This window comes from Agromyces lapidis, from assembly GCF_009749405.1.
Lineage (GTDB): Bacteria > Actinomycetota > Actinomycetes > Actinomycetales > Microbacteriaceae > Agromyces > Agromyces lapidis.
The window spans coordinates 43,573-69,906 of record NZ_WBIQ01000008.1; the positions used below are offsets into that span (position 1 = coordinate 43,573).

Below are 26,334 nucleotides of genomic sequence, written 5' to 3' on the forward strand. Positions count from 1 at the left end.
GCCGGCCCGCGGCGGCGGCCCTCGGGTCGCCCGGCTAGGCTCGTCAGGTCATGGCACACCTCCTCGGCGCTGAGCGCCTGCATCTCGAGTTCCCGACGCGCACCGTCTTCGACGAGGTGACCCTCGGCATCGACGAGGGCGACCGCGTCGGGGTCGTCGGCCGCAACGGCGACGGCAAGTCGACCCTCATGAAGCTCCTCGCCGGCCGCCTCGAACCCGACGGCGGGCGGGTCACGCAGCGTCGTGGCATCCGCATCGGCATGCTCGACCAGGCCGACGTCGTCGACCCGGGCACCACCGTCGCCGAGGCCGTCGTCGGCGGCATCGACGAGCACGTCTGGGCGGGCGACGCGAAGGTGCGCGACGTCATCGGCGGGCTGCTCGCGGATGTCCCGTGGCAGGCGCAGGTCGGCAGCCTCTCGGGCGGCCAGCGTCGCCGCGTGGGCCTCGCGGCGCTGCTCATCGGCGACTGGGACGTGCTGTTCCTCGACGAGCCCACGAACCACCTCGACGTCGAGGGCATCGCCTGGCTCGCGGGCCACCTGAAGGGTCGCTGGGCCCAGGGCCAGGGCGCGCTCGTCGTCGTGACCCACGACCGGTGGTTCCTCGACGAGGTGTGCACGGCGACGTGGGAGGTGCACGACGGCATCGTCGAGCCCTTCGAGGGCGGGTACGCCGCCTACGTGCTGCAGCGCGTCGAGCGCGACCGCATGGCCGCCGCCAGCGAGGCGAAGCGGCAGAACCTCATGCGCAAGGAGCTGGCGTGGCTGCGCCGCGGCGCGCCCGCGCGCACCTCGAAGCCGAAGTTCCGCATCGAGGCGGCGAACCAGCTCATCGAGGACGAGCCGCCCGTTCGCAACGCGGTCGAGCTCTCGCAGCTCGCAGTGTCGCGGCTGGGCAAGGACGTCGTCGACCTCCTCGACGTGAGCGTCGAGTACCCGTCGGCCGAGTCGGCCACGGGCTCCAAGACCGTGCTGCACGAACTCGAGTGGCGAATCGCGCCGGGGGAGCGCACCGGCATCCTCGGGGTGAACGGCGCAGGCAAGTCGACGCTCCTGGGGCTCGTCACGGGCGCCGTCGAGCCGACCACGGGCCGGGTGAAGCGGGGCAAGACGGTGCGCATCGCGACTCTCAGCCAGGAGCTCGCCGAGCTCGCCGAATGGGCCGACGAGCGGGTGTCGGCCGTCGTCGCCGAGCAGCGGGCGAGCTACACCGTCGGCGCCGGCTCGAAGGCGGTCGAGCTCACCCCCGGCCAGTTGCTCGAGCGGCTCGGCTTCACGAGCGCGCAGCTGTCGACCCCGGTGAAGAACCTCTCGGGCGGCCAGAAGCGCCGCCTGCAGCTCCTGCTCATCCTGCTGCAGGAGCCGAACGTGCTCATCCTCGACGAGCCGACGAACGACCTCGACACCGACATGCTCGCCGCGATCGAGGACCTCCTCGACTCGTGGCCGGGCACCCTCCTCGTCGTCTCGCACGACCGCTACCTCATCGAGCGGGTCACCGATCGGCAGCTCGCGATCATCGACGGCCACCTGCGCGATCTCCCTCGTGGCATCGAGCAATACCTCGAGCTGCGGGCCGGCGTGGATGCCGCGAGGCAGGCGAGTGCGGCGGCGCCCGGGGGCGCGCAGGGCAGGCCTGCGGCGCCGGCCTCGACCGCTGCGGCGCCCGCACTGTCGGGGGCCGAGCGCCGCAACGCCGAGAAGGAGCTCGCCTCGATCGACCGCCGGCTCGAGAAGCTGCAGGCCGAGATCGCGGTGCAGCATGAGAAGCTCGCCCGCCACGACCAGTCCGACTACGTGGGCCTCGGCGAGCTCGGCGACGTGCTGCGGGGGCTCGAGGCATCCGTTGCCGACCTCGAGACCCGCTGGCTCGAAGTATCTGAGAATCTCGAGGGTTGACGTCGCAGAAGCTGTGACCGTTTGTGACCATGTGGTCAACACGGCGAAGAACCTTCGCCTAGCGTAGAGATGCGCCCGCGATCGCGGCATCGAAGCCCCCACTGAAATCAACGGTGGCGGAGCCATGCCTGCTCCACGCCCATCCGCACCCAGACCGCGGCGCCCGAAGCGAAAGGGAACCCCATGTCACACCGCACCACGAAGCTCATCGCCGCACTCGCGGCCGCCCCCCTCCTGTTCGGTCTGGCGGCGTGCGCGACGCCCGCCGGCGGCGAGGGCGACTCGGCGAGCGAGGTCGTGAAGATCGGCGTCGTCGGCAAGGGCGACCCGCAGTGGTCCGCGTTCGAGGAGGCCGCGGCCGACGAGGGCATCACCATCGAGATCGTCGACTTCGGCGACTACGCCCAGCCGAACCCCGCGACCACCGAGGGCGAGCTCGACCTCAACCAGTTCCAGCACATCGTCTACCTCGCCGACTACAACGTGTCGGCCGGTGAGGACCTCACGGCGATCGGCTCGACCGCGATCTACCCGCTCGGCCTCTACTCGACCAAGTACGAGTCGGCCGACGACATCAAGGACGGCGAGACCGTCGCCGTGCCGAACGACCCGTCGAACCAGGCGCGTGCGCTGCTCGTGCTGCAGTCGGCCGGCCTCATCGAGCTGAAGAGCGGCGGCACGATCTTCTCCGACCTCGCCGACGTCGACGAGAGCGCCTCGCGCGTCAAGGTCACCGCCCTCGAGGCCTCGCTCACGCCGACCTCGCTGCCCGACGTGGCCGCCGCGGTCATCAACAACGACTTCGTCGCCGACGCCGGACTCACCTTCGAGGACGCGATCGCGCAGGACGACCCGAGCGACCCCAACGCCCTGCCCTACGTGAACATCTTCGCCACCCGCGCCGAAGACGAGGACAACGCGACCTACAAGAAGCTCGTCGAGATCTTCCAGACCGACCCCGAGGTGCAGGCCGGCCTCATCGAGGCCTCCGGCGGCACCGGCGTGCCGGTCGTGACGCCCGTCGCCGACCTCGCGGAGTCGCTCGCCAAGGTCGAGGCCGACACGAAGGCCGCCAAGGGCTGATCGCCCGTTCCACCGTTCCGCCGCGCGGGCGGCGGTGACCCATCCGGTCCCGCCGCCCGGTGCGCGTTTCCAGAGGACCACGAGTCCGGAGGAGAACCACCATGGCGCTCGTCGCGCTGAAGAACGTCACGAAGACGTACCCGGCACCGGAGAAGGGCGGCCGTGAGGTCGTCGCGGTCGACGATGTCACGCTCGACATCGAGCCCGGTGACGTCTACGGCATCATCGGCTATTCGGGCGCCGGAAAGTCGACCCTCGTGCGGCTCGTCAACGCGCTCGAGCCGGCCAGCTCCGGCTCGATCGAGTTCGACGGCCGCGAGCTGACCGGGCTGCCCGAGCGCGAGCTCCGCAAGGTCCGGCTCGGCATCGGCATGATCTTCCAGCAGTTCAACCTGTTCACCTCGAAGACGGTGCAGGGCAACATCGCCTACCCGTTGAAGGTGGCGGGCTGGTCGAAGGCCGAGATCGCGCCCCGCGTGGCCGAACTGCTCGAGTTCGTCGGGCTCTCCGACAAGGCGAAGTCCTACCCCGAGCAGCTCTCGGGCGGGCAGAAGCAGCGCGTCGGCATCGCCCGTGCGCTCGCGACCTCGCCGCGGCTCCTGCTCGCCGACGAGGCGACGAGCGCGCTCGACCCCGAGACGACGCAGGAGGTGCTCGAGCTCCTCAAGCGCGTGAACCGCGAGTTCGGCGTGACGATCGTCGTCATCACGCACGAGATGGACGTCATCCAGTCGATCGCGACGAAGGTCGCCGTCATGGACGGCGGCCGCGTGATCGAGAACGGCGACGTGTTCGAGGTGTTCTCGGCGCCGCAGAACACCTCCTCGCAGCGCTTCGTCTCGACCGTCGTCAAGGGAGTTCCCTCGCCGGCCGAGCTCGCGGTGCTCCGCGAGCGCCACGAGGGGCGCATCGTCACGATCTCCTTCCGCGACGGGGACGCCTCGCAGGCGCAGGTCTTCCTCGAGCTCGCCCGGGCGGGGCTCGACTTCGAGCTCGTCTACGGCGGCATCAACGACATCCAGGGCCGTGCGTTCGGTCATCTGACGCTGGCGATCAGGGGCGAGGATGCCGCGACCGACGCCGCACTCGCCTCGATCGCCGCGCGCGTCGAAGTGACGGAGGCCGCCTGATGGATCGCCTGTTCGAACTCGGTTCGGAGTTCTGGGTCGCCGCGTACGAGACGCTGTACATGGTCGCGCTCACGCTGCTCATCGGCGGCGCGATCGGCTTGCTGCTCGGCGTGGTGCTCTACAGCACCCGCCCCGGCAGCCTGCTGCCCAACCGCGCGGTGTTCAACGTGCTGAACGTCGTCATCAACTTCTTCCGCCCGATCCCGTTCATCATCTTCCTCGCCGCGGTGCAGCCGTTCGCGCGGTACGTGATCGGCGTCGGCATCGGCAACGACGCCCTGGTCTTCTCGCTGTCGATCGCCGCCTCCTTCGCGATCTCGCGCATCGTCGAGCAGAACCTCATCACGGTCTCGCCCGGCGCGATCGAAGCGGCCCGTGCGATGGGTGCCGGCCCTGTGCGGATCCTCCGCACGGTCGTCATCCCCGAGGCGCTCGGCCCGCTCATCCTCGGCTACACGTTCATCGTCGTCGCGATCGTCGACATGACGGCGATGGCCGGCTTCATCGGCGGCGGCGGGCTCGGCAACTTCGCGCTCGTCTACGGCTACCGGCAGTTCGAACCCGCGATCACGTGGGCGGCGCTGCTGCTCATCGTGATCTTCGTGCAGGCGCTGCAGTTCTTCGGCAACTGGCTGGCCCGCAAGGTGCTGCGGCGCTGACGCCGATCGGGGCGGGTGCGCGATGCGCGCCCGCCCCGAGGCATCCGTGTCGCTACTCGCCGACGGTGGCGAGCTCGTTCGGAACGTGGTCGAGCACGGCGCTCGCCGTGACCTCGCCCGACTCGAGCTCGACGGCGTGCACGCTCGAGTCGCTCGGGTCGGTCACGTAGGCCACGTGGCCGCGCACCTCGAGCGCGGGTCGCGGCTGCTGCCAGTCGACCGGCTCGCTCCACTCGTCGATCACGGAGATGCGCTTCGACACGGTGCCGCTCACCGGGTCGATGACGTGGATCGCACCGTCGGTGCCGAGCACGAGCGCCTCGCCGTGAGGGCCCCGCGCGAGCGAGCGGAAGGTGTAGCTCGTACCGAGCTCCACGAGCCGCATCGATGCCTGCTCGGTGTCGATGAGGCTCACCCTGGTGGGCCGCTCGAGGTCGGCGTCGGCGTCGACCTTGTAGTCGCCGAGCACGATCGGCGACTCGGGGGAGCCGGCCTGGTTGCCGATGCGGCCGTACGCGTCTGGGGCCGCGATCTTCGTGAACGCGCCGTCGAAGACGAGGGCGCCGTCCTCGCAGCCGAGCACCACGACGTCGCCGGCTGAGACGGTCTCGCCGTGCACACCGGGGCAGTCCTCGCTGCGCGTGAGCTCGTTCCCCGAATCGTCGAGCACGATCGCACCGGTGCGGCGCTCGTCGTCGCCGAGCGTGGTCAGCAGCGCGCCCTCGTCGAGGGCGACGGCGACGCCGTGGTGCGCTTCCTCGCTGTGGTGGATTCGGACCTCGGGCTCGCCCTCGGCGAGGGCGTCGGCATCGAAGAGCTGCACCTCGCCGGTGCCGTCGGCGAAGAGCGCGGTGATGCCGTGGTGCGTCGTGACATGGCCGGGATGCTCCGCAGGGAAGGCGAGCTCGGTCAGCCGGGGCTCCTCGGCGTAGTAGTGGGCGTGGTCGCCGTGCTCCTCGGTGGCGACACCGGTGTCGACGACGCGGAATCCGTCGTCGGTCGAGACGATGACGTGGCGCCCGTCGCCCGCGGCGTTCACCCGGAGGAAGCCGTCGAGTGGCAGGTCGGCGACCGGCTCGAGGGTGTCGCCCTCGAGCACGGTGAGGCCCCCGTCATGGGCGATGACGATGCGCGGTGCGCCGAGTTCGACCTCCCGCGAACCCGACTCGTCGACGGGGCTCGCGGCGGACGGGGCGCCCGGCGACGCGCACCCGGCGAGGGCGATGACGGCGAGGAGCGGGGAGGCGACGGCCGCGATTCGGAGGGGACTGGGGCCGCTGGGTGTGATCATGGCGGTCACGTTATCGTTAATGAAAATCATTATCAATTTGCGCAGCCAGGGCGGCGGACGCGCGAGCCTGTATGTGGGGCGGCGGCCGCATGCGCGACTACGGGCGCTCGCGATCGGGATGGTTGCCCGCGTGCCTGCGTGCCCGCGTGCCGTCTCGATCAGAACGGAGCGGCGGAAGGGTATTCGCCGTTGATCGGGCCAGCCGGTGCCGCAGGTGCCTCGACCGCCTCGACCGGCGTCATCGGCTTGACCGCGACAACAATCTCAGCGGTCGCGTTCTTCTTGCGCACCGCCTGCGCGTGCAGATCGGTCGGCACTTCGGGTGTGTTCGCAGGGTCGAGCCCGAGCCCGAGCCCGAGCCCGAGCCCGAGCCCGAGCGTGGGTCGCGGAGGCGCGGGCATCGGCTCGGCGGGCAGCGTCGTGTACCGCCGACGCGACGGCGAACGCCACTCGAGCGCGCCTTCGCCGAGGTGGGTGACGGACCAGGCGGTCTCGTGTTTCAGGTGGTGATGTCGCGCGCACAGGTGTGCGAGGTTGTCGTGCGCCGTTCGATTGCCGTCGGCGTAGTCGAGGGTGTGGTCGGCATCGGATCGCGCAGCCGGACGGTTGCAGCCAGGGAATCGGCAGGTGCCGTCGCGAACCCGCAACCACCGCCGGAGATCGGCGGGTGGGCGATAGCTCGTGCGATCGACGTCGAGCACCGTGCCCTTCACCGGATGCGTGAGCAGCCGGGTGAACGACGGCGCGTGGGCCGCGAGGCGGCGAGCGGTGTCGCCGTCGATCGGGCCGTAGCCGTCGAGGTGCGCCTGCTTCTCGTCGAGCCCCATCAGCGTGAGCACCGGGACGGTGACGTGCACCGTCGCGCGAATCGACCTGATGGGGTCGAAGCTGGATTCGCCCAGGTTCGGGCGAAGGCCACGGCGTTCGCTTTCGCCGTCGCCGTCGCCGTCGAAAAGCGTGCCGCGCAGGAGGAGCGAACTTGCGATGTCGGCCCTGAGCTGCGCGGAGGTGCGGGAATCGTGAGTACCCCGATGGGTCTCGCTCGCCGCCCGATCGACACGGTCGACGATGCCGATGGCCTCGGCCACCGGCAGCAACAGGTGCAACCACGCCATTCCGTCGGTGCCGGGCTCGAGATCGATCCGTCTGGAGTCGCGCGCGGCGCGATGTCGCTCGGAGATCGTCTCGGACAGGAGCTCTTCACGAAGCCGTCGAGCCTTGACCCGCAATTTCGCGGGTGTGAGCTGCGCACCGAGCAGGGCGAGACGCTCATCGAGTTCAGCGCACGCGGTCGACCGGTCGGCGAGATCGCAACTCGCGCCGATCACGATGCGAGCGTGCTGCATCGTGATCTCGCCCCGCCGCAGCGCCGACAGTGTGGCCGGCAGTCGGTTGGTCAGCACCCAGGCGTCGTCGATTTCACGCTGCATCGTGCGTTCGGATGCTCGCAGGGCTGTCGCGAGCTCGGCGACGACGCTGCGACGGGCCATCTCGTCACGGCGCGCCGGAGAGAGGGTGGCGGAGACGAACGCGGCCGCATGGTGCAGGGCGAAGGCGACGGTCATCGCGATCACGTCGATGTGCATCGCCCGATGCATCGCTTCGATGCGCTGCGCCCGCACGGCCGCATCGATGAGGAGGTCGAGGCCGAGCTGCGCCTGGACGAACGGAGTGACGGCGGGTTCGGGCGGCGCCATGCCGGGCAGCGTGCCAGCCGTCGGCATCGTCGCGAGCCCGTTCGAAGTCATGGTTCATCTTACCCGAGATTCGAACGTATGTTCGAGTACTTCGGACGGATTTCGCAGCGAAATCCTCCTCCCGAGCGTCCGACCTCGGGCATCCGTCGTGCATTGCCGATCGCGTCGCCAAGGTCTGCGATCACCTCGGCACCGCTCGCGTCGCCTTCGCGTCGGAGCGGTGCGGGACAGGGCACGGCACCGCAGCCGACCGCGGCGCAGCTCATCGTGCACGACGCCGGCGTGTGCTGGTTCGCAAGCGACGGCGACGAGTGAGGAGCAGGCGCGTGCGTCGCGAGCTACAGGGTGTCGAACCCGAGGCTGAGCTTGCGCAACAGCCCTGCGAGCCGCTTCTGCTCGGTCGAGGGGAGGCGGGCGAGCAGCTCGGCCTCGGCGTCGACGAGCCGGGTGATCGCCGCGTCGACGCGGGTGAGGCCGGCCGGGCTCATCTCGACGAGGATGCCGCGGCCGTCGTTCGGGTCGGTCTGGCGCGTGACGAGCCCACGCTCGACGAGCCGGTCGATGCGGTTGGTCATGGTGCCGCTCGAGACGAGCGTCTGCTGCAGCAGGGCCTTGGGGGAGAGCCGGTACGGGGTGCCCGCACGGCGCAGCGCCGAGAGCACGTCGAACTCGCTGGCCTCGAGCTCGGAGCGGGCGAAGGCCTGCCGTCTCGCCCGGTCGAGGTGCTTCGCGAGTCGCGCGACGCGCGACAGCACCTGCAGCGGGGAGAAGTCGAGGTCGGGGCGCTCGCGCTCCCAGTCGTCGACGATCCGGTCGACCTCGTCGGCATCGCTCATCCCGCCATTATCGCGCGCGGTTTGCGGCATGGCAGACTTGAGGGCGCGTGCGCCGGGAAGCCGTCGCGCGCATTCCGCCATGGTGTAACGGCAGCACGACAGCCTTTGGAGCTGTGAGGCCCAGGTTCGAATCCTGGTGGCGGAGCCCGGGCATCCCGTCGCCTCAGACGCCGCCGCAACCACAGGAAGCCGCATGACCGACCAGAACCTCGCGATCATCGTCCTCGCCGCAGGCCAGGGCACCCGCATGAAGTCCTCGCTGCCGAAGATGCTCCACCCGCTCGCGGGTGCGCCGATCGTCGGCCACGTGCTCGCCACCGCGCGCGCGCTCGACGCCGCGCACGTGCTCGCCGTGGTGCGCCACGAGCGCGAGCGGGTCGCCTCGGCGATCGAGGCGGACTTCCCGGGCACCGTGCTCGTCGACCAGGACGAGATCGACGGCACCGGCCGAGCGGTCGAGCTCGCGATCGCCGCGCTGCCCGAGGGCTTCGACGGCGACGTGCTCGTGCTGAACGGCGACGTGCCGCTCCTCGACGCCGACACCCTCGCCGAGTTCCTCGGTCGCCACCGCGGCACCGGTTCAGCTGCTTCCGTGCTCTCGGCCGTCTACGACGACCCGAGCGGCTACGGGCGCATCGTCCGCAGCGACGCGGGCGCGTTCGACCGCATCGTCGAGCAGAAGGATGCCACGCCCGCCGAGCGGGCGATCGCCGAGATCAACGCCGGCATCTACGCCTTCGGCGCGGCAGCACTGCGCGACCAGCTCGCGAACCTCACCACCGAGAACGCCCAGGGCGAGAAGTACCTGACCGACGTGATCGGCCTCCTCCGTGCGGCCGGGTCCGAGGTCGAGGCCGTCCCGGTGGCCGAGCCCTGGCTCGTCGCGGGCATCAACGACCGCGCCCAGCTCTCGGAGGCCGCGGCGCGGCTCAACGCGCTCATCGTGCGCGGCTGGCAGCTCGCCGGCGTCACGATCGACGACCCGACCACGACGTGGATCGACCTCGCCGTGAAGATCGAGCCCGATGTGACGATCCGCCCCGGCACGCAGCTGAAGGGTGCGACCGTCATCGCGACCGGCGCGGTCGTCGGCCCCGACACGACCCTCGTCGACTGCGAGGTCGGCGAGAACGCCGAGGTGCGCCGCACCGACGGCACTCTCGCGGTCATCGGCGCCGGTGCGACGGTCGGCCCCTTCTCGTTCCTGCGCCCGGGCACCGTGCTCGGCGCCGACGGCAAGATCGGCGCCTTCGTCGAGTCGAAGAACACGCGGATCGGCGAGGGCAGCAAGGTGCCGCACCTCTCGTACGTCGGCGATGCCACCATCGGTCGTGGCGTGAACCTCGGCGCGGGCACCATCACCGCGAACTACGACGACGTCAACAAGCACCGCACCGAGATCGCCGATCAGGTGCACACGAGTTCGCACACCGTGCTCGTCGCGCCCGTTAGGCTTGGTGCCGGAGCGAAGACCGGCGCCGGTGCGATCGTGCGGAAGGACGTTCCCGCCGGGGCACTTGCCCTCAGCGTCGCCCCTCAGCGCAACATCGAGGGGTGGGTCGAAGAACATCGACCCGGTACGGAGGCGGCCCGTGTCGCCGCCGAGGCGCGGTCCGGCGAACGAGGCAAGTGAGCAGAAGGCGAACCATGGGGCGCAAGAAGAAGGTCGTCGATCTCGACCTGGAGAACAACATCGCACCCGGCCTGCAGGCCAAGACCAAGAAGCGTCTCGTGGTCGTGACGGGTCGCAGCGATCCGGCGCTCGCAGGGCAGGTCGCCGCGGTGCTCGGTACCGAGCTCGCGCCGACCGAGCACCGCACCTTCGCGAGCGGCGAGATCTACACCCGCTTCGAGGTCTCGGTGCGCGGCTGCGACGTGTTCGTCGTGCAGTCGTTCGGCCCGCCCGTCAACGAGTGGCTCATGGAGCTGCTCATCATGCTCGACGCGCTCAAGCGCGCCTCGGCGAAGCGCGTCACCGTCGTCGCCCCCTACTTCCCGTACTCCAGGCAGGACAAGAAGGGCCGCGGTCGCGAGCCCATCTCGGCCCGCCTCGTCGCCGACCTGCTGAAGACGGCCGGCGCCGACCGCATCATGAGCGTCGACCTGCACGCCGCGCAGATCCAGGGCTTCTTCGACGGTCCCGTCGACCACCTCTTCGCGAAGCCCGTGCTGCTGCGCCACTTCGAGGAGAGCCTGTCGGCCGACGACCGCGCGAAGCTCACGGTCGTCTCGCCCGACATGGGCCGCGTCCGCGTCGCCGACACCTGGGCCGACGACCTCGGCGCGCCGCTCGCGATCATCCACAAGCGCCGCGACCCGAAGGTCGCGAACCAGGTCACCGTGCACGAGATCGTCGGCAACGTCGCCGGCCGGGTGTGCCTGCTCGTCGACGACATGATCGACACCGGCGGCACGATCGTGAAGGCGGCGCAGGCACTCAAGGAGAACGGTGCCGAGCGGGTCATCGTCGCCGCGACCCACCCGATCTTCAGCGACCCGGCGGCCGAGCGTCTCCAGGACCAGTCGATCGACCAGGTCGTGGTGACCGACACGGTGCCGCTGCCGCCCGAGAAGCTGTGGGACGGGCTCACGATCCTCCCGATCGCGCCCCTGCTCGGTCGCGCGATCCGCGAGGTCTTCGAGGACGGCTCGGTGACGAGCATGTTCAACGGTGAGGCGTAGGCCCCGCCGATGACGATCACGACGCCCCGTCCCTGGCTCGCGAGCTATGCGGCGGGAGTCCCCGACGACATCGACGAGCCCGAGGGCTCGCTCTACGACCTCATCCGCGCCTCGGTCGAGCAGTACCCCGAGAACGTCGCGCTCGAGTTCTTCGAGCGCACGATGAGCTACCGCGAGCTCGGCGACGAGATCGAGCGCGCCGCCGAGGGCCTGCGCCTGCTCGGCGTGCAGAAGGGCGACCCCGTCGCCCTCGTGCTGCCGAACTGCCCGCAGCACATCGTCGCGTTCTACGCGGTGCTGCGGCTCGGGGCGATCGTCGTCGAGCACAACCCGCTCTACACGCCGCGCGAGCTGCGGCACCAGTTCGAAGACCACGGCGCCCGTGTCGTGATCGCCTGGGACAAGGTCGTCGAGACGATCCAGGCGTTCCCCTCCGACGTGCAGGTCGCGCACCTCGTCTCGGTCGACGTGACCCGGGCGATGCCGTTCCTCACGCGGGCGCTCCTCCGCCTGCCGGTCTCGAAGGCGCGCGAGTCGCGGGCCGCGCTCACGACCAAGGTGCGCGGCACCGTGCGCTGGGAGGAGCTCACCTCCTCGGCGCCGATCGACCCCCACATCATCGCGCCGACGGTCGCCGACGTGGCCCTCATCCAGTACACGAGCGGCACCACGGGCAGCCCGAAGGGCGCGACGCTGACGCACGCGAACCTGCTCGTGAACGCGGCGCAGTCCCGTGCGTGGGTCCCCGACGTTCCGCGCGGCACCGCGGTCGTGTACGCGGTGCTGCCCATGTTCCACGCCTACGGGCTGACGCTCTGCCTCACCTTCGCGATGAGCATGGGCGCACGTCTCGTGCTCTTCCCGAAGTTCGACCCCGAGCTCGTGCTGAAGGTCGTGAAGAAGCATCCCGCGACCTTCCTGCCCGCGGTGCCGCCGATCTACGACCGGCTCACGAAGGCCGCGGCCGCCGAGGGCGTCTCGCTCGACGGCATCCAGATCGCCATCTCGGGGGCGATGCCCCTGTCGGCCGAGGTCGTCGAGCCCTGGGAGGCCGCGACCGGCGGCTACCTCGTCGAGGGCTACGGGCTCAGCGAATGCTCGCCCGTGCTCATGGCGAACCCCGTCGCGCCGAACCGCAAGGCGGGCACCGTCGGCCTGCCCCTGCCGTCGACCGAATGCCGGGTCGTCGACCCCGAGCAGCCGTCGAACGACGTCGCGCCGGGCACCGAGGGCGAGCTCATCGTGCGCGGCCCGCAGGTGTTCTCGGGCTACTGGCAGAAGCCCGAAGAGACCGAGGCCGTCTTCGTCGCCGACCCCGAGGGCGGGGCGCCCTGGTTCCGCACGGGCGACATCGTCTCGATCGACGACGAGGGCTTCGTGCGCATCGTCGACCGCATCAAGGAGCTCATCATCACCGGCGGCTTCAACGTGGCGCCGAGCGAGGTCGAGGAGGCGCTGCGCTCGCACCCCGACGTCGAGGACGCGGCCGTCGTGGGCCTGCCCGACGAGCACTCGGGCGAAGAGGTCGTCGCGGTCGTCGTGCTCGCCGAGGGGGCGCAGTTCGACGAGAAGTCGATCCGCGACTTCGTGCGCGACGGGCTGACGCCGTACAAGGTGCCCAAGCGCATCCTGCCCGCCGACGACCTGCCCCGATCGCTCATCGGCAAGGTGCTGCGCCGCGAAGTGCGCAACGGCCTGCTGAACGGCTGAACCGAGCCGGGCCCGTGTCGTTCCTCTCCGCCGAGACTGCGCGGGCGCTGGCCGAGCTCGTCGCGCTCGACGCGCTCGACGGCGCAGCCGACCCCGACGGAGAGGACGCCTCGCCGCTCGAGCGGCTCGGCGGCATCCGTTCGCTCGTGACCGCACTCGAATCCGACCCGGCCGTGCTCGCCGCCGTGCGCGACGCGCTCGCCGCCGGGATCGGCTGGGACGAGATCGCGCAGGCCTCCGGCCTCAGCGCCTCGGCGGCGAAGTACCGCTGGGCGGGCGACGACGCGACGATCTCGGCACGCCAGGAGGCGAGCCGCAAGCGCAAGCGCGAGCGCCCCTCGAGCGTGCCGACCGAGCTGCCGGGGCTCTCGGTCGCCGAGGCCGCGGCGAGGTACGGGGTCACGGCGCAGGCGATCTACCAGCGGGTCACCCGGGGCATCCTGCGCGCCGAGACCGTCGAGCTCGCCGACGGGCGCAAGTACAAGCGGGTGTTCCCCGACGACGCCGACGAGAGCTGAGCCGCGGCCGAGCTTCGCCTCACGTGATCGGTTCGAGGAACTCGAGCCGATTGCCGTGGCAGTCCTCGCTGTAGAAGCGACGCATCCCCGGGAAGTCGTCGTCGAAGTGCACGGGGTAGCCCGCGTCGCGGAGCCGGTCGGCCCAGGCGTCGAGACCCGTGACCAGCAGTCCGGGGTGAGCCTTCGTCGCGGGCCTGAAGTCGGGTTCGACGCCGAGGTGCAGTTCGATGCCGTGACCTTTGAACCAGCAGCCGCCGCGCGCCGCGAGCGCGGCCGGCTTCTCGAGCTCGGCGAGGCCGAGCACGCCGGCGTAGAAGTCGCGGAGCGCGGACTCTCGACCGGGCGGGGTGGCGAGTTGGACGTGGTGCAGCATGGCGAACCTCCGAAGTATCTCGATATCAAGATACTTCGCGGGGAGGCCGACGTCGACCGGCCCGTGACTCCCCGCTCGTGGGTCTGGCCCGGATGCCCGCGTGGTGCTAGGTTGCGGCTCAGGGCCGATCGGCCCGCTGGATGTCGGGGCACGGACGAGTGGATCGCACCGACCGCGACGCGGACGCGGGGAGTGCCATGTCAACGTCGATCAGGAGGCTGCTTCGTCATCCGGCAGCGAATGCGCAGTCGCTCGAGTCGGCTGCGCTGCTCATCGGTGCGGCCGTGTTCGTGGTCGCCGCGCCGCTGTCGGGGTTGATCTACTGGGGGCGCGAACTGCCGATCGCGGGCGACGGCTCGCTCGGTCAGATGATCGGCATCACCTCGGCCGTCGTCGCCCTCGTCGTCTTCGTGGTCGGTCGCCGGGTGGTGGCCACCCGCAGCGCCGGCGATGCGCCGATCGTGCCGAGCGGCGCGCCGCACGGACCGCTGCGGTGGTACGACATCGCCGCGCTCGCGGTGGCGCACGCGGTCATCGCGCTGCTCGGCTGGATCGGACTCGCGACGGTGCTCAGCCTGAGCTTCGTCGACGCGGTCGTCTTCGCGGTGCCCGCGGCGGCGCTGACGGCGGTCGCGACGGCGATCACCGCGTACGCGGTGTTCCTCTCCTCGGCGCACCTCACTCCGATGGTGCTGTCGCTCGTGCTCGCGGTCTTCCTCGTGGTCGGCGCGCTCGCGAGCATGCTGAGCGCCTCCGATCCGCACTGGTGGCAGAAGAATCTGAGCTCGCTCGGCATCACCGACGACATCTCGGCGCTCGCGTTCAATCTCACGCTCATCATCGCCGGTGTGCTCGTGACGACCATCGCCCACTACGCCGTCTCCGGGGTGCCGACGGCGAGCCCCGCCGAGGCGAAGGGGCGCCGCACGGTCGCCGTGTTCCTCGCCGTGATCGGGGTGCTGCTCGCGTGCGTCGGCCTGTTTCCGGTCGACGAGTTCCTGACCGCTCACAACGTCTCGGCGACCGGCATGGCGATCGTCTACACCGTGCTCGTGCTCTCGTTGCGCCGGTTCATCCCGACCACGCCGCGGGTGTTTCTGTTGCTCGGGTACGTCTACATCGGCGTGATCGTCGTGATGGCGGTCTTCTTCATCTCGGGCTACTACAACCTCACGGCCGTCGAGCTCGTCGTCGCGGTGCTCGTGTTCAGCTGGGTGATCGTCTTCCTCCGCAATCCCGGTGAGCCCGTGGCTCCGGCGGTCGAGATCGCGGGCGCCGGCGAGAATGGGTCGGCCGGGCACGATCACGCCGTGGACGGCGCGCCCGGCACCGGATCGCCGCTGCCGCGGTGACCGACGGAATCGAGCGGCCGGGTTACGCGGGGACTTCGTCGGGGTCGACCGGGCGCGGCGCGCTCGGCAGCAGGCCGAGGTTCGCGAGCGGCGTCGCGACTCCGCCCGCCGACACCGCGGAGCACATCCACCCGGGGCCGCCGTCGCCGAAGAGGTCGAGCGCGACGCGCGAGCCGACCGCGTCGGCGTCGTAGCGCTCGACGTAGACGGCGCACGCGCGTGCCGCCGCGGATCGCGCCTGACCGGCGATCGAGAGCACGAGCGGCAGGACGAGGGCGGCCAGCGCGACGAGCACGGTGATGCGGAGCACCCGGCGGCGGCGTTCGCCGTAGACCGGGCGTTCGTCGTGCCGCGCGTCGTCGGGTTCGGGGCGTTCGTCGGTCATGCCATCTCACCCTCGACGAAGATCGAGGCGATGCCGCCCGCGCTCGCGAGCAGCGTCGCGACGGCGACCCCGGCCAGCGCGCCGCGCGGCGGCGTGATCACGAGGCGCTCGCCAGAGAGCTGGCGACGGCGAACCGTCGCGAGGGCCACTGCCGCACCGGATGCCGCGAACAGCAGTGCGCCGACGGCCACGAGCCACGGCTCACCCGCCACGAGCCCCGAACGGAGCGAGAGCAGGGCGTTGACGGCGAGTGCGAAGGCGGTGCGGCTCCACGAGAGCGCCGTGCGCTCGGGCTGCAGACCGGGATCGCCGGTGGCGGGAACGCTGTGGGCGACCATGGCTCAGGCCACGAGCAGCAGCACGGCGAGCACGGCGCTCGTGATGAGGCACACCGCTGCGAGCAGGGGGAGCACCCAGCTGTAGGGCAGCGGGCGGCCGTGCCGGATGGCGATCTCGTTCGCGCGCCAGCGCGTGTACGAGAGCACGCTCAGCACCGCGGCGACGACGCCCAGGCCGACCGAGAGGACGGTGACGACCAGTCGAGGGTCGAGCTCGACCGCGAACTGGTGCAGCAGCACCCCGCCGGCGAGCAGCGCGAGCGCCGTTCGGATCCAGGCGAGGAAGGTGCGCTCGTTGGCGAGGGTGAAACGGTAGTCGGGCTCTTCGCCCTCGTGGCGCCACTTCGGCTCTGCCATGCGTACCTCCGGCATCGAGCCTAACGGGCGCGGGCCCGGTGCGGCGCTCGGCCGCACCGGGCCCGGCGCGCGTGGGTCACCGGTCGCGACCGGTGCGAGGGATCAGTGCGAGGAGGGCGTCGTCTCGATCTCGCTGCGGTCGCCCGACCACAGGGTGTGGAACACGCCCTCCTTGTCGACGCGCTTGTAGGTGTGCGCGCCGAAGAAGTCGCGCTGCCCCTGCACGAGCGCGGCGGGCAGGCGCGGGGCGCGCAGGCCGTCGTAGTACGCGAGCGAGGAGCTGAACGCCGGCGTCGGGATGCCCGACTGCGCCGCCGCGACGACGACGCGGCGCCATGCCGCCTGCGCGCCGGTGACCGCGTCGCGGAAGTACGGCGCGACGACGAGGGCCACGAGCTCGGGGTCTTCCGCGTAGGCGTCGGCGATGCGGTTGAGGAAGCGGGCTCGGATGATGCATCCGGCTCGCCAGATCTTCGCGATGTCGCCCTTCTTGACGTCCCAGCCGAACTGCTCGGCGCCGGCGATGATCTCGTCGAAGCCCTGCGAGTAGGCGATGATCTTCGATGCGTAGAGCGCCTGGCGGACGTCCTCGATGAAGGCGTCGGCGTCGGCGACGGCGAACTCCCCGTCGGGGCCGGGCAGGGTCGCGGATGCCTCGCGCTGCGCGCGCTTCGACGACAGGCTGCGGGCGAACACGGCCTCGGCGATGCCCGAGACGGGCACACCGAGGTCGAGGGCGTTCTGCACCGTCCACGCGCCGGTGCCCTTGGCGCCGGCCTCGTCGAGGATGACGTCGACGAGCGGGAGGCCGGTCGAGGCATCCACCTGGCGGAGCACCTCTGCGGTGATCTCGATGAGGTAGCTCTCGAGCTCGCCGGTGTTCCACTCGGCGAAGATCTCGGCGATCTCGGCGGGGCTCTTGCCGGTGCCCTGGCGGATGAGGTCGTAGGCCTCGGCGATGAGCTGCATGTCGGCGTACTCGATGCCGTTGTGCACCATCTTGACGAAGTGGCCCGCACCGTCGGTGCCGACGTGGGTGACGCACGGCTCGCCCTCGGCGACCGCGGCGATCGAGGCGAGGATCGGGCCGAGGGTCTCGTACGACTCGGCTGAGCCGCCCGGCATGATCGAGGGGCCGTTGAGCGCGCCCTCCTCGCCGCCCGAGATGCCGGTGCCGACGAAGTGGATGCCGGTGGGCGAGATCTCGCCCTCGCGGCGGATGGTGTCGTGGAAGTTCGCGTTGCCGCCGTCGACGATGATGTCGCCCGGTTCGAAACGGCTCGCGAGCTCGGAGATGACGGCGTCGGTGCCGCGGCCCGCCTGCACCATGATGATCGCGGTGCGGGGCTTCTGCAGCGAGGCGACGAAGTCGTCGTACGACTCGCTCGCGACGAAGCCGGCCTCGGGGTGCTCGTCGACGAGGGTGCGCGTGCGCTCGGGGGAGCGGTTGAACACGGCGACGGTGTTGCCTTCGCGGCTCGCCAGGTTGCGGGCGAGGTTCGAGCCCATGACGGCGAGTCCGACGACGCCGATGTTTGCTGAAGGGGTGACAGGCACGTAGCTCTCCTCGAAGAAAGGGTGGGGTCGTTCCCAGCGTACTGTGAGCGCGCCTCACGGTTGCACGGTGTTGCGGTGAGCAGACGCTCTCGCGTTTTCGGCACGGTGGGTGCTGTGCTAGCGTAGCCGCGACAAATCTGATTTATTCGCGAAGGCGAGTGTTGGAATCAGATGTAATGAAGCGTCTGAGGAGCACTCATGGCAGAGACCCTGCGAACCCCGCTCATCGTGATGGGCGTGTCCGGATCGGGCAAGTCGACCGTCGGCGGCGCGCTCGCCGAGGCGTTCGGCGCCCCGTTCATCGACGGCGACGACCTGCACCCGAGTGCCAACAAGCGCAAGATGGCCGAGGGGATCCCGCTCGACGACGAGGATCGCGCGCCCTGGCTCGAGCTCATCTCGCTGCGCATCGGAGCCGAGCTCGCCGATGGCACGCCGATCGTCGTCGCCTGCTCGGCCCTCCGCCGCCGCTACCGCGAGCAGCTGGCCGCTCACGCTCCCGAGACCGTCTTCGTGCACCTCGCCGGCGAAGCCGAGCTCATCGCCGAGCGCCAGCGCGGCCGCGTGCACGAGTACATGCCCGCGAGCCTCCTCGCCTCGCAGTTCGACGCGCTCGAGCCGCTCGGCGAAGGCGAGCGCGGCATCGTGATCGACGTGCGCCGCAGCCCCGGCGAGATCGTCGACGACGTCCGGGCCGCACTGGCCCGGTTCGACGCGGCCTGACCACCCGGCCGTCCCGGCCCCCACGACCACCACAACCCCATCGAATTCGAACCGAAGGACGACGATGACCGACCTCGAACTCAACTGGACGCTCGGCACGCCCGGGCTCCTCGCCATCGCGGCGGCCGCGATCGCGGTGCTGCTGCTGCTGATCATGAAGTTCCGCATCCACGCGTTCATCGCGCTCGTGATCGTCAGCGTGCTGACCGCGATCGCGACGGGCGTGCCCGCGGGCCAGCTCGTGCCGACGCTGCTCACCGGATTCGGCGGCACGCTCGCGAGCGTCGCCCTGCTCGTCGGGCTCGGTGCGATGCTCGGCCGCATGCTCGAGGTCTCGGGCGGCGCCGACGTGCTGACGAACGCGCTCATCAGGAGGTTCGGCGAGAAGCGCGCCCCGCTCGCGCTCTCGGTCGCCTCGCTGATGTTCGGCTTCCCGATCTTCTTCGACGCCACCGCTCGACCGGGCGCGTGCGCTCGGGGCGACCACGGTGCTGCGCGCCGACGGGGCCGACGCGGCCGAGGCGATCGCCGCGGTCGACGCCGACGTCGCCTTCGAGACCTCGGGCAACCACCGCGGACTCGCCTCCGCCGTGCACGGCACCACCCGCGGCGGTCGCGTCGTGATGGTCGGCCTCCTGCCGTCGGGCGAGCAGCCCGCGCTCGTCTCGCTCGCCATCACCCGCGAACTCGAGCTCGTCGGTTCGTTCCGCTTCAACGACGAGATCGACGAGGTCGTTGCGGCGCTCGCCGACGGCAGCCTCGACGTCGACGGCGTCGTGACGCACGAGTTCGGGCTCGACGACGCGCTCGAGGCGTTCGAGACGGCGCTCGACGCCTCGCGGAGCGGCAAGGTGCTGCTGCGCTTCGAGTGAGGGCGGGTGGGAGCCCGGCCTCTCCCGGCCGGTCCCGGTCGCTCAGCCCGGGAACGCCCGAGGCTCGGCGAGCCAGACCTGCTCGACCTCGGCGACGGTGCGGCGCATGATGCGGTCCATCGCGTCTCGAGCCGCGTCGGGGCGGCGTCCGCCGATGGCATCCGCGACATCGAGGTGCAGCTGCAGCGCCTCCTCGTGCGGGTGGTCCGGCATGAGGCCGTAGTGGGTACGGCCTCGCAGCACCTCGCCGATGACGCCCTCGAGCTGGGCGAACATCTCGTTGCCCGAGGCGGCGAGCACGAGGCCGTGGAAGCGGATGTCGAGCTCCAGGAACTCCTCGAGCCGGCCGGCCCGCCCGACCGCGCGCATGCGACCGGCGATCGCGGTGAGCTCGGCGGCGTCGTCGTCGGGGGCGTGGCGGGCGGCGAGCTCGGCCGCAGCCGGCTCGACGGCCGAGCGCAGTTCGGTCAGCGAGCGCAGCTGCGCGCCCTTGTGCTCGGAGGCGAGTCGCCACCGGATCACGGAGGCGTCGAAGACGTTCCACGCCGAGGTCGGGCGCACCCGGATGCCGAGCCGCTTGACGCTCTCGACGAGCCCGAGCGACGCGAGCACGCGCACCGCCTCGCGCACGACCGATCGCGAGACGCCGAGCTCGCGCTCGAGGTCGATCGCGAGCATCGTCGTGCCCGGCCCGAGCTCGCCCGCGACGATGCGCCGGCCGAGGGTGTCGACGGCCAGATCGTGCAGGCGGGAGCTCATGTTCCGAGGATAGCGAGGGCGCCCGCACCGCTCAGGACGGCCGTGCGCGCGAGTTCGGGTAGAATGGGCGATTGGACTTCGGCGAGGGACGCCCGCCCGCCCGTGCGAACGGGCAGCGGGGCATCCGTGATCGACGCGGTAGGAGCAGGCTCCACGGCTTTTCCTCACGCTCTGCGCAGGCGACTGCGCGCGTTCGAGTCGAAACGACAGACACACGATCTGGGCCGTGCGCCCGCAAGGAGAGACATCATGGACGACGACAACAAGGTCATCGCTGAAGCCCGCGAGAGCTTCGGCAAGGGTGCGGCCCGCAAGATCCGCGCCGCCGGCAAGATCCCCGCGGTGGTCTACGGCCACGGCACCGAGCCGCAGCACGTCACCCTCCCGGCCCACCAGGTCGGCCTGCTCATCCGCAAGGCGAACGCCGTGCTCGACCTGCAGATCGGCGGCAAGAGCCAGCTCGCGCTCGTCAAGGACGTCCAGAAGGACCCGGTGCACCAGATCATCGAGCACCTCGACCTCATCGTCATCAAGAAGGGCGAGAAGGTCCAGGTCGAGGTTCCCGTGCACGTCGAGGGTGAGACCGCGGCCGGCACGATCGCCGACCTCGACTCGCACACGCTGCTGCTCGAGGTCGAGGCGACCCACATCCCCGAGAGCGTCGTCGTCTCGGTCGAGGGCCTCGAAGAGGGCTCGCAGATCCACGCGAAGGACGTCGAGCTGCCCAAGGGCGCCTCGCTCATCTCCGACGGCGATGCGCTCGTCGTGAACGTGCACACCCCGCAGAAGGTCGACCTCGGCGAAGAGGCCGCCGAGGCTGCGGAGGGCGAGGCCGCCGAGGCGCCCGCCGAGGAGGCCGCGGCCGAGTCGGCCGAGTAGGGCGCACCGCTTCGCAGGGGCCTGCGGCGCCGCTTCCGGGTACGCTCGGAGCGGGCCGCGGGCCCTCGTGCTGTCACCGGCAGCCACCCCTCGAACCCTCGCGAACGGAGACGATCATCGGACTCCTCGACCGCTTTCGCCCCCGGAAGGACCCCATCGTGGCCGCGAACACCTGGCTCGTCGTCGGCCTCGGCAACCCCGGGGCGCAGTACGCCGGAAATCGCCACAACGTCGGCCAGATGGTCGCCGACGAACTCGCCTCGCGCATCGGCGCGGCCTTCAAGAGCCACAAGACGCCCTCGCGCGTCGCCGAGGGCTTCCTCCGCCCCGGCGGACCGAAGCTCGTCATCGCGAAGCCGAACTCGTACATGAACACCTCGGGCGGCCCCGTCTCGGCGCTCGTGAAGTTCTACGGCATCGACCCCGAGCGCCTCATCGTCGTGCACGACGAGCTCGACCTGCCCTTCGACACCGTGAGGCTCAAGCAGGGCGGTGGGCACGGCGGGCACAACGGCCTGCGCGACATCTCGAAGGCGCTCGGCCCCGACTACGTGCGCGTGCGCGTCGGCGTCGGCCGCCCGCCCGGCCGCCAGGACCCGGCCGACTTCGTGCTCAAGGACTTCTCCGGCACCGAGCGCCAGAATCTCGCGATCCTGCTCGGCGACGCGGCCGACGCGGTCGAGGCGGTCGCCTCCGACGGGCTGCTCGCTGCGCAGCAGCGATTCCACTCGCCGGCCTGAGCCGGCGGCCCCGCGACCTCAGATCAGGCCGCGGAGGAACTCCTCGGGCGAGAGGCCCGCGGCGCGGGCGCGCTGCACGAGCCGCTCGTGCTCCTCGGTCGACAGCTCGACGGTGAGCGTCTGCCAGGCGTCGGGCGCCTCGTCGAGGTCGAAGAGCGTCGCGGGCACCTCGTCGGGATCGATCGCGGATGCCTCGTCGAGCGCCGGTTCGTCGTCGCGCGCGCCGGCCGGCGCCGCGCCCGCCCAGCCCGGCCCCGAGGGGATGGGCAGACCGCTGCGGTAGGCCTCGGCGACGGCGCGCGCACGTGAGTCGGCCGCCTCGTTGAGCGGATGCCCCACGTGCCCCTTGACCCATTCGAAACGGTAGCGGCGACCGGCGAGCGCCTCGTCGAGCTCCTGCAGGAGTTCGACGTTCATGACCGGCTTGCCGTCGGCCTTGCGCCAGCCCTTGCGCTTCCACCCCGGCATCCACTTCGTCACCGAGTTGATGACGTACTGGCTGTCGCACTGCACGAGCAGCTCGTCGTCGAGGTGCGCCGTCGCGCGGAAGAGCTCGAGCACGGCCTTCAGCTCGCCCTGGTTGTTCGTCGCGTGCTTCCACCCGCCGGCGGCCCAGGTGCGGTCGTCGACGTACCAGGCCCATCCTGCGGGGCCGGGGTTGCCGAGGGCCGAGCCGTCTGCGGCGGCGATGATCATGCGGGGTCCTTCCGTCGAGCCGCGCCAATCGTATCCGGCGCGGCCGACGGATCCCGTCTCCGGACGGCGGCCGTGTCGGAGGGCGCGCGTAGACTCGTCGGGTGAGTCTGCAGGGTCTGAACACGGCGCTTTCGCGCGCCTCCACGATCGACGGCGCCCTCTCGGAGGCCCTGCGGAACGCCGATTTCTCGGCTCCAGCGGGTCTCGATGCGCCGTTGCTGGCCGGGCTGCTCGCCCGCCGGGTCGAAGCGGGGCTGCCGCCGGCCCTCCTCGTCATCACCGCGACGAGTCGCGAGGGCGAGGCGATGCGCGCCTCCCTCGCGCCCTACCTCGCCGACGACGCCGAGATCCTCGAGTTCCCCGCATGGGAGACGCTGCCGCACGAGCGGCTCTCGCCGAGCGCCGAGACGGTCGGTCGCCGACTTCATGCCCTGCGCCGCATGCACGAATGGTCGGCCTCCGAGGCGCAGCATCCGCTCGTCATCGTCGCCTCGGTGCGCGCGGCGCTGCAGCCCCTCGCCGACAATCTCGCCGATCGGGCGCCCGTCGAGCTCGTGCCCGGCGGGCGCGGACACGAGCTCTCGAAGCTCGCCGCCCTGCTCGTCGATCTCGCCTATGCCCGCGTCGACATGGTCGCGAGGCGCGGCGAGTTCGCGGTGCGCGGCGGCATCCTCGACGTGTTCCCGCCGACGGCCGACCACCCCGTGCGCGTCGAGTTCTTCGGCGACGAGGTCGAAGAGCTGCGCGCCTTCTCGGTCGCCGACCAGCGCTCGCTGCCCGAGCAGGTCGAACGCGTCGTGCTCGCGCCGAGCCGCGAACTGCTGCTGACCGAGCCCGTGCGACAGCGCGCCCGCGAGATGGTGCACGAGTTCCCGAGCCTCTCGGCGCTGCTCGAGAAGGTCGCCGAGGGCATCCCGGTCGAGGGCATGGAGTCGCTTGCTCCCGCCCTGCTCGAACGGCTCGTGTCGATCGCCCACTACCTGCCCCGGGGTGCCGCCGTCGCGGTCCTCGAACCCGAGCGCGTCGCCGGGCGTGCGGTGAGCCTCGGCGAGACGAACCGCGAGTTCCTCTCCGCCGCCTGGATGGCGGCGACCCATGGCGCCGAGGCGCCCATCGACCTCGCCGCGGGCGACTTCCTCACGGTGCGAGCGCTCCGCGACGCGGTGCTCTACAGCGCCCCGGGCGAGCCCGACCCCGCCCGCGCGTGGTGGAACTTCTCGAGCTTCGACCTCGGCGACGCCGCCGAAGTGGTCGCCGCAGCGGGCGGCGACGCCGCCGAGCAGGCCGCGCGTGCCGCAGCGGCCACGCGCCGCGTCGCGGCCAACGCGATGCCGAGCTTCCAGGGCAACGTCGAGGGCGCCGTCGATCACGTCGGCGCACGGCTCCGCGAGGGCTGGTCTCTCGTCGTCGCGTCCGCGGGGCACGGCCTCGTCGAGCGCGCCCGCGACGTGCTCGCCGAGTCGGGCCTCGCGGCGCGCATCGTCGACGAGACGCCCCGCGAGTTCGAGCCGGGCGTCGCCTACCTGGTGCAGGCCGACGCAGCCCGCGGCTTCGAGGTGCCCGAGGCGAAGCTCGGCCTCATCGCCGAGTCCGAGTTCTACGGGCGTGCCGCCGGCTACGACGCCCGGCAGGGCAAGAAGCTCGCCTCGCGCCGCCGCAACGTCGTCGACCCGCTGCAGCTCAAGGCGGGCGACCACGTGGTGCACCAGACGCACGGCATCGGCAGGTTCGTCGAGATGGTGCAGCGCGAGGTGGCGACCGGCACGCGGCCCAAGGGCCCGAGCCGCACCGCAGGCATCCAGCAGCAGCCCACCTCGGTGCGCGAGTACCTCGTGCTCGAGTACGCGCCCTCGAAGCGCGGCCAGGCGGGCGACCGCCTCTTCGTGCCGACCGACCAGCTCGACCTGCTCTCGCGCTACGTCGGCGGCGAGGCGCCCGCGCTCTCGAAGATGGGCGGCAGCGACTGGTCCCAGGCGAAGAACAAGGCCCGCAAGGCCGTGCGCGACATCGCCGTCGAGCTCGTGAAGCTCTACTCGGCGCGCATGGCGGCGAAGGGTCACGCCTTCGGGCCCGACACCCCGTGGCAGCAGGAGCTCGAGGAGGCGTTCCCCTTCGTCGAGACGAACGACCAGCTGCAGACCATCGACGAGGTGAAGGCCGACATGGAGCGGCCCATCCCGATGGACCGCCTGCTCGCGGGCGACGTCGGCTTCGGCAAGACCGAGGTCGCCGTGCGGGCCGCGTTCAAGGCGATCCAAGACGGCAAGCAGGCCGCGATGCTCGTGCCGACGACGCTCCTCGCGAAGCAGCACCTCGAGACCTTCAGCGAACGCTTCGCCGGGTTCCCGGTGCACGTGCGGCCGCTGAGTCGGTTCCAGACCGACAAGGAGGTGCGCGAGACCCTCGCGGGCCTCGCCGACGGCACCGTCGACATGGTCATCGGCACCCACCGCATCCTCACCGAGAAGGTGAAGTTCAAAGACCTCGGGCTCATGATCATCGATGAGGAGCAGCGCTTCGGCGTGGAGCACAAGGACGCGCTGAAGAAGCTGAAGACGAACGTCGACATCCTCGCGATGAGCGCGACGCCGATCCCGCGAACCCTCGAGATGGCCGTCACCGGCATCCGCGAGATGTCGACCCTCGCGACCCCGCCCGAAGACCGCCACCCGATCCTCACCTTCGTGGGCCCGTACTCCGAGCAGCAGGTCGGGGCCGCGATCCGCCGGGAGATGCTCCGCGAGGGGCAGGTGTTCTTCGTGCACAACAGGGTGTCGTCGATCAACCGGGTCGCGGCCCAGCTCGCCGAGCTCGTGCCCGAGGCGCGCATCGCGGTCGCCCACGGCCAGCTCAACGAGCACGTGCTCGAGCAGATCGTGAACGACTTCTGGGAGCGCAAGTTCGACGTGCTCGTCTCGACGACCATCATCGAGACCGGCCTCGACATCTCGAACGCGAACACGATCATCATCGACAAGGCCGACAAGTACGGGCTCAGCCAGCTGCACCAGCTGCGCGGACGCGTCGGCCGAGGCCGCGAGCGGGCGTACGCGTACTTCCTCTACGACCCCGCGAAGCCCCTCTCCGAGACCGCGCACGACCGCTTGTCGACGATCGCCGCGAACAACGAGCTCGGATCGGGCATGCAGGTCGCGCTGAAAGACCTCGAGATCCGCGGCGCGGGCAACCTGCTCGGCGCAGAGCAGGCCGGGCACATCGCGGGCGTCGGATTCGACCTCTACCTCCGCATGATCGGCGAGGCGGTCTCCGCCTTCCGCGGCGACGTCGCCGAAGGGCAGACCGAGCTGCGCCTCGAACTGCCGGTGGACGCGCACATCCCCGAGGAGTACGTCGACAGCGAGCGGCTCCGCCTCGAGGCGTACCAGAAGCTCTCGGCCGCGAGCGCCCCGGCCGCGAAGGACGACCAGATCGACACGGTGCTCGAGGAGCTCGTCGACCGCTACGGCGCCCCGCCCGAGCAGGTGGCGCACCTCATCGCCGTCTCGCGGCTGCGCCGGCAGGCCCAGCTCGCGGGCCTCAGCGACCTGCTCGCGACGGGGTCGAAGCTGCGCATCGCACCCGCGAAGATCCCCGACTCGCGTCGCGTGCGACTCGAGCGCATGTACCAGGGGGCGAAGCACTTCGCGCAGAACGACGTGATCCTCGTGCCGTTCCCGATGCCCGGCGGCGAGATGCTGCCCGATGCCGAACTCATCGAATGGGTGTCGCGTCTCGTCACGAACATCTTCGAGCCGAGCGACTCCACGGCGGCGCCTCCGGTGTGAGCGGCGGCGGG

The 26,334-nt window shown here is 70.9% G+C and carries 24 protein-coding genes, 1 tRNA gene and 2 pseudogenes; 17 read left to right on the plus strand and 10 right to left on the minus strand.

All coding sequences use genetic code 11. The annotated features are described in order from the left end of the window. Positions 1-50: 50 nt before the first annotated feature. From GQQ93_RS13015 to GQQ93_RS13030, 4 genes are all read left to right on the plus strand, one after another. Entirely contained in the window at positions 51-1,901 is a 1,851-nt protein-coding gene (locus GQQ93_RS13015; RefSeq protein WP_157424671.1) for an ABC-F family ATP-binding cassette domain-containing protein, read from the plus strand. A 183-nt stretch (positions 1,902-2,084) separates the two neighbouring features. Then, positions 2,085-2,984: a MetQ/NlpA family ABC transporter substrate-binding protein gene (locus GQQ93_RS13020; RefSeq protein ID WP_157424672.1), complete on the plus strand. Its 900-nt coding sequence runs from the start codon at positions 2,085-2,087 to the stop codon at positions 2,982-2,984. 101 nt (positions 2,985-3,085) lie between these two features. After that, positions 3,086-4,114, plus strand: a complete 1,029-nt coding sequence (locus GQQ93_RS13025; protein WP_157424673.1) for a methionine ABC transporter ATP-binding protein — start codon at positions 3,086-3,088, stop codon at positions 4,112-4,114. Next, positions 4,114-4,773, plus strand: coding sequence for a methionine ABC transporter permease (locus GQQ93_RS13030; RefSeq protein WP_157424674.1), 660 nt, complete (start codon positions 4,114-4,116; stop codon positions 4,771-4,773). The genes GQQ93_RS13025 and GQQ93_RS13030 overlap by 1 nt, the downstream gene beginning before the upstream one ends. A gap of 52 nt (positions 4,774-4,825) precedes the next feature. Here the strand turns inward: GQQ93_RS13030 and aztD are convergent, their stop codons facing one another. Both aztD and GQQ93_RS13040 read right to left on the minus strand, forming a co-directional pair. Continuing rightward, entirely contained in the window at positions 4,826-6,064 is a 1,239-nt protein-coding gene (aztD, locus tag GQQ93_RS13035) for a zinc metallochaperone AztD (RefSeq protein ID WP_157424675.1), read from the minus strand. Between the two features lie 158 nt (positions 6,065-6,222). Beyond that, the gene (locus GQQ93_RS13040) at positions 6,223-7,812 is read right to left on the minus strand and encodes an HNH endonuclease signature motif containing protein (protein ID WP_157424676.1); all 1,590 of its coding nucleotides are present in this window, start codon (positions 7,810-7,812) and stop codon (positions 6,223-6,225) included. Positions 7,813-7,839: 27 nt separating this feature from the next. Here GQQ93_RS13040 and GQQ93_RS13045 point away from each other — a divergent pair, with 27 nt between their 5' ends. Then, positions 7,840-8,076 carry a hypothetical protein gene (locus tag GQQ93_RS13045; RefSeq protein WP_157424677.1) on the plus strand — a complete coding sequence of 79 codons (237 nt, stop codon included), beginning with the start codon at positions 7,840-7,842 and terminating at the stop codon, positions 8,074-8,076. A 23-nt stretch (positions 8,077-8,099) separates the two neighbouring features. Here GQQ93_RS13045 and GQQ93_RS13050 read toward each other — a convergent pair whose 3' ends face one another. Next, complete coding sequence (locus GQQ93_RS13050) at positions 8,100-8,597, minus strand: MarR family winged helix-turn-helix transcriptional regulator (RefSeq protein WP_157424678.1); 498 nt, start codon at positions 8,595-8,597, stop codon at positions 8,100-8,102. 73 nt (positions 8,598-8,670) lie between these two features. On the opposite strand from GQQ93_RS13050, the gene GQQ93_RS13055 reads away from it, so the two are divergent. From GQQ93_RS13055 to GQQ93_RS13075, 5 genes are all read left to right on the plus strand, one after another. Next, positions 8,671-8,742: transfer RNA gene (locus GQQ93_RS13055), tRNA-Gln, on the plus strand. Positions 8,743-8,790: 48 nt separating this feature from the next. Further along, entirely contained in the window at positions 8,791-10,230 is a 1,440-nt protein-coding gene (gene glmU, locus GQQ93_RS13060; RefSeq protein WP_157424679.1) for a bifunctional UDP-N-acetylglucosamine diphosphorylase/glucosamine-1-phosphate N-acetyltransferase GlmU, read from the plus strand. A 14-nt stretch (positions 10,231-10,244) separates the two neighbouring features. Continuing rightward, the gene (locus GQQ93_RS13065) at positions 10,245-11,279 is read left to right on the plus strand and encodes a ribose-phosphate diphosphokinase (RefSeq protein WP_157424680.1); all 1,035 of its coding nucleotides are present in this window, start codon (positions 10,245-10,247) and stop codon (positions 11,277-11,279) included. Between the two features lie 9 nt (positions 11,280-11,288). Continuing rightward, positions 11,289-12,989 (plus strand): long-chain-fatty-acid--CoA ligase, encoded by a 1,701-nt coding sequence (locus GQQ93_RS13070; RefSeq protein ID WP_157424681.1) that lies wholly within the window; start codon positions 11,289-11,291, stop codon positions 12,987-12,989. Between the two features lie 14 nt (positions 12,990-13,003). Then, complete coding sequence (locus tag GQQ93_RS13075; protein WP_157424682.1) at positions 13,004-13,507, plus strand: hypothetical protein; 504 nt, start codon at positions 13,004-13,006, stop codon at positions 13,505-13,507. A gap of 19 nt (positions 13,508-13,526) precedes the next feature. On the opposite strand, the gene GQQ93_RS13080 is transcribed toward GQQ93_RS13075, so the two are convergent. Then, the gene (locus tag GQQ93_RS13080) at positions 13,527-13,880 is read right to left on the minus strand and encodes a VOC family protein (protein ID WP_157424683.1); all 354 of its coding nucleotides are present in this window, start codon (positions 13,878-13,880) and stop codon (positions 13,527-13,529) included. Between the two features lie 197 nt (positions 13,881-14,077). On the opposite strand from GQQ93_RS13080, the gene GQQ93_RS13085 reads away from it, so the two are divergent. Then, positions 14,078-15,232, plus strand: a complete 1,155-nt coding sequence (locus GQQ93_RS13085; protein ID WP_170296197.1) for a DUF998 domain-containing protein — start codon at positions 14,078-14,080, stop codon at positions 15,230-15,232. A 22-nt stretch (positions 15,233-15,254) separates the two neighbouring features. Here GQQ93_RS13085 and GQQ93_RS13090 read toward each other — a convergent pair whose 3' ends face one another. From GQQ93_RS13090 to gndA, 4 genes are all read right to left on the minus strand, one after another. Continuing rightward, the gene (locus tag GQQ93_RS13090; protein ID WP_157424685.1) at positions 15,255-15,617 is read right to left on the minus strand and encodes a hypothetical protein; all 363 of its coding nucleotides are present in this window, start codon (positions 15,615-15,617) and stop codon (positions 15,255-15,257) included. Continuing rightward, complete coding sequence (locus GQQ93_RS13095) at positions 15,614-15,955, minus strand: DUF202 domain-containing protein (RefSeq protein ID WP_157424686.1); 342 nt, start codon at positions 15,953-15,955, stop codon at positions 15,614-15,616. The genes GQQ93_RS13090 and GQQ93_RS13095 overlap by 4 nt, the downstream gene beginning before the upstream one ends. A 3-nt stretch (positions 15,956-15,958) precedes the next feature. Then, the gene (locus tag GQQ93_RS13100) at positions 15,959-16,312 is read right to left on the minus strand and encodes a YidH family protein (protein WP_157424687.1); all 354 of its coding nucleotides are present in this window, start codon (positions 16,310-16,312) and stop codon (positions 15,959-15,961) included. 102 nt (positions 16,313-16,414) lie between these two features. Next, positions 16,415-17,869, minus strand: coding sequence for an NADP-dependent phosphogluconate dehydrogenase (gene gndA, locus GQQ93_RS13105; protein WP_281349914.1), 1,455 nt, complete (start codon positions 17,867-17,869; stop codon positions 16,415-16,417). Between the two features lie 198 nt (positions 17,870-18,067). Here gndA and GQQ93_RS13110 point away from each other — a divergent pair, with 198 nt between their 5' ends. From GQQ93_RS13110 to GQQ93_RS18110, 3 genes and pseudogenes are all read left to right on the plus strand, one after another. Beyond that, positions 18,068-18,592 (plus strand): gluconokinase, encoded by a 525-nt coding sequence (locus GQQ93_RS13110; protein WP_246192319.1) that lies wholly within the window; start codon positions 18,068-18,070, stop codon positions 18,590-18,592. Between the two features lie 64 nt (positions 18,593-18,656). After that, a pseudogene (locus GQQ93_RS18105) lies at positions 18,657-19,043 on the plus strand (GntT/GntP/DsdX family permease); the annotation flags it as partial. A gap of 1 nt (position 19,044) precedes the next feature. Beyond that, positions 19,045-19,464: pseudogene (locus GQQ93_RS18110) on the plus strand (zinc-binding dehydrogenase); the annotation flags it as partial. Between the two features lie 42 nt (positions 19,465-19,506). On the opposite strand, the gene GQQ93_RS13120 reads toward GQQ93_RS18110, so the two are convergent. Then, positions 19,507-20,223: a FadR/GntR family transcriptional regulator gene (locus GQQ93_RS13120; protein WP_157424688.1), complete on the minus strand. Its 717-nt coding sequence runs from the start codon at positions 20,221-20,223 to the stop codon at positions 19,507-19,509. Between the two features lie 249 nt (positions 20,224-20,472). Here GQQ93_RS13120 and GQQ93_RS13125 point away from each other — a divergent pair, with 249 nt between their 5' ends. Continuing rightward, a complete protein-coding gene (locus GQQ93_RS13125; RefSeq protein WP_157424689.1) occupies positions 20,473-21,102 on the plus strand; it encodes a 50S ribosomal protein L25/general stress protein Ctc in 630 nt (209 codons plus the stop codon). Between the two features lie 158 nt (positions 21,103-21,260). Next, entirely contained in the window at positions 21,261-21,842 is a 582-nt protein-coding gene (pth, locus tag GQQ93_RS13130; protein ID WP_157424690.1) for an aminoacyl-tRNA hydrolase, read from the plus strand. Between the two features lie 18 nt (positions 21,843-21,860). Here the strand turns inward: pth and GQQ93_RS13135 are convergent, their stop codons facing one another. Next, a complete protein-coding gene (locus tag GQQ93_RS13135) occupies positions 21,861-22,538 on the minus strand; it encodes an RNase H family protein (protein WP_157424691.1) in 678 nt (225 codons plus the stop codon). A gap of 101 nt (positions 22,539-22,639) precedes the next feature. On the opposite strand from GQQ93_RS13135, the gene mfd reads away from it, so the two are divergent. Then, on the plus strand, positions 22,640-26,323 hold the full coding sequence (gene mfd, locus GQQ93_RS13140) for a transcription-repair coupling factor (protein WP_157424692.1): 3,684 nt from the start codon (positions 22,640-22,642) through the stop codon (positions 26,321-26,323). Positions 26,324-26,334: the final 11 nt, after the last annotated feature.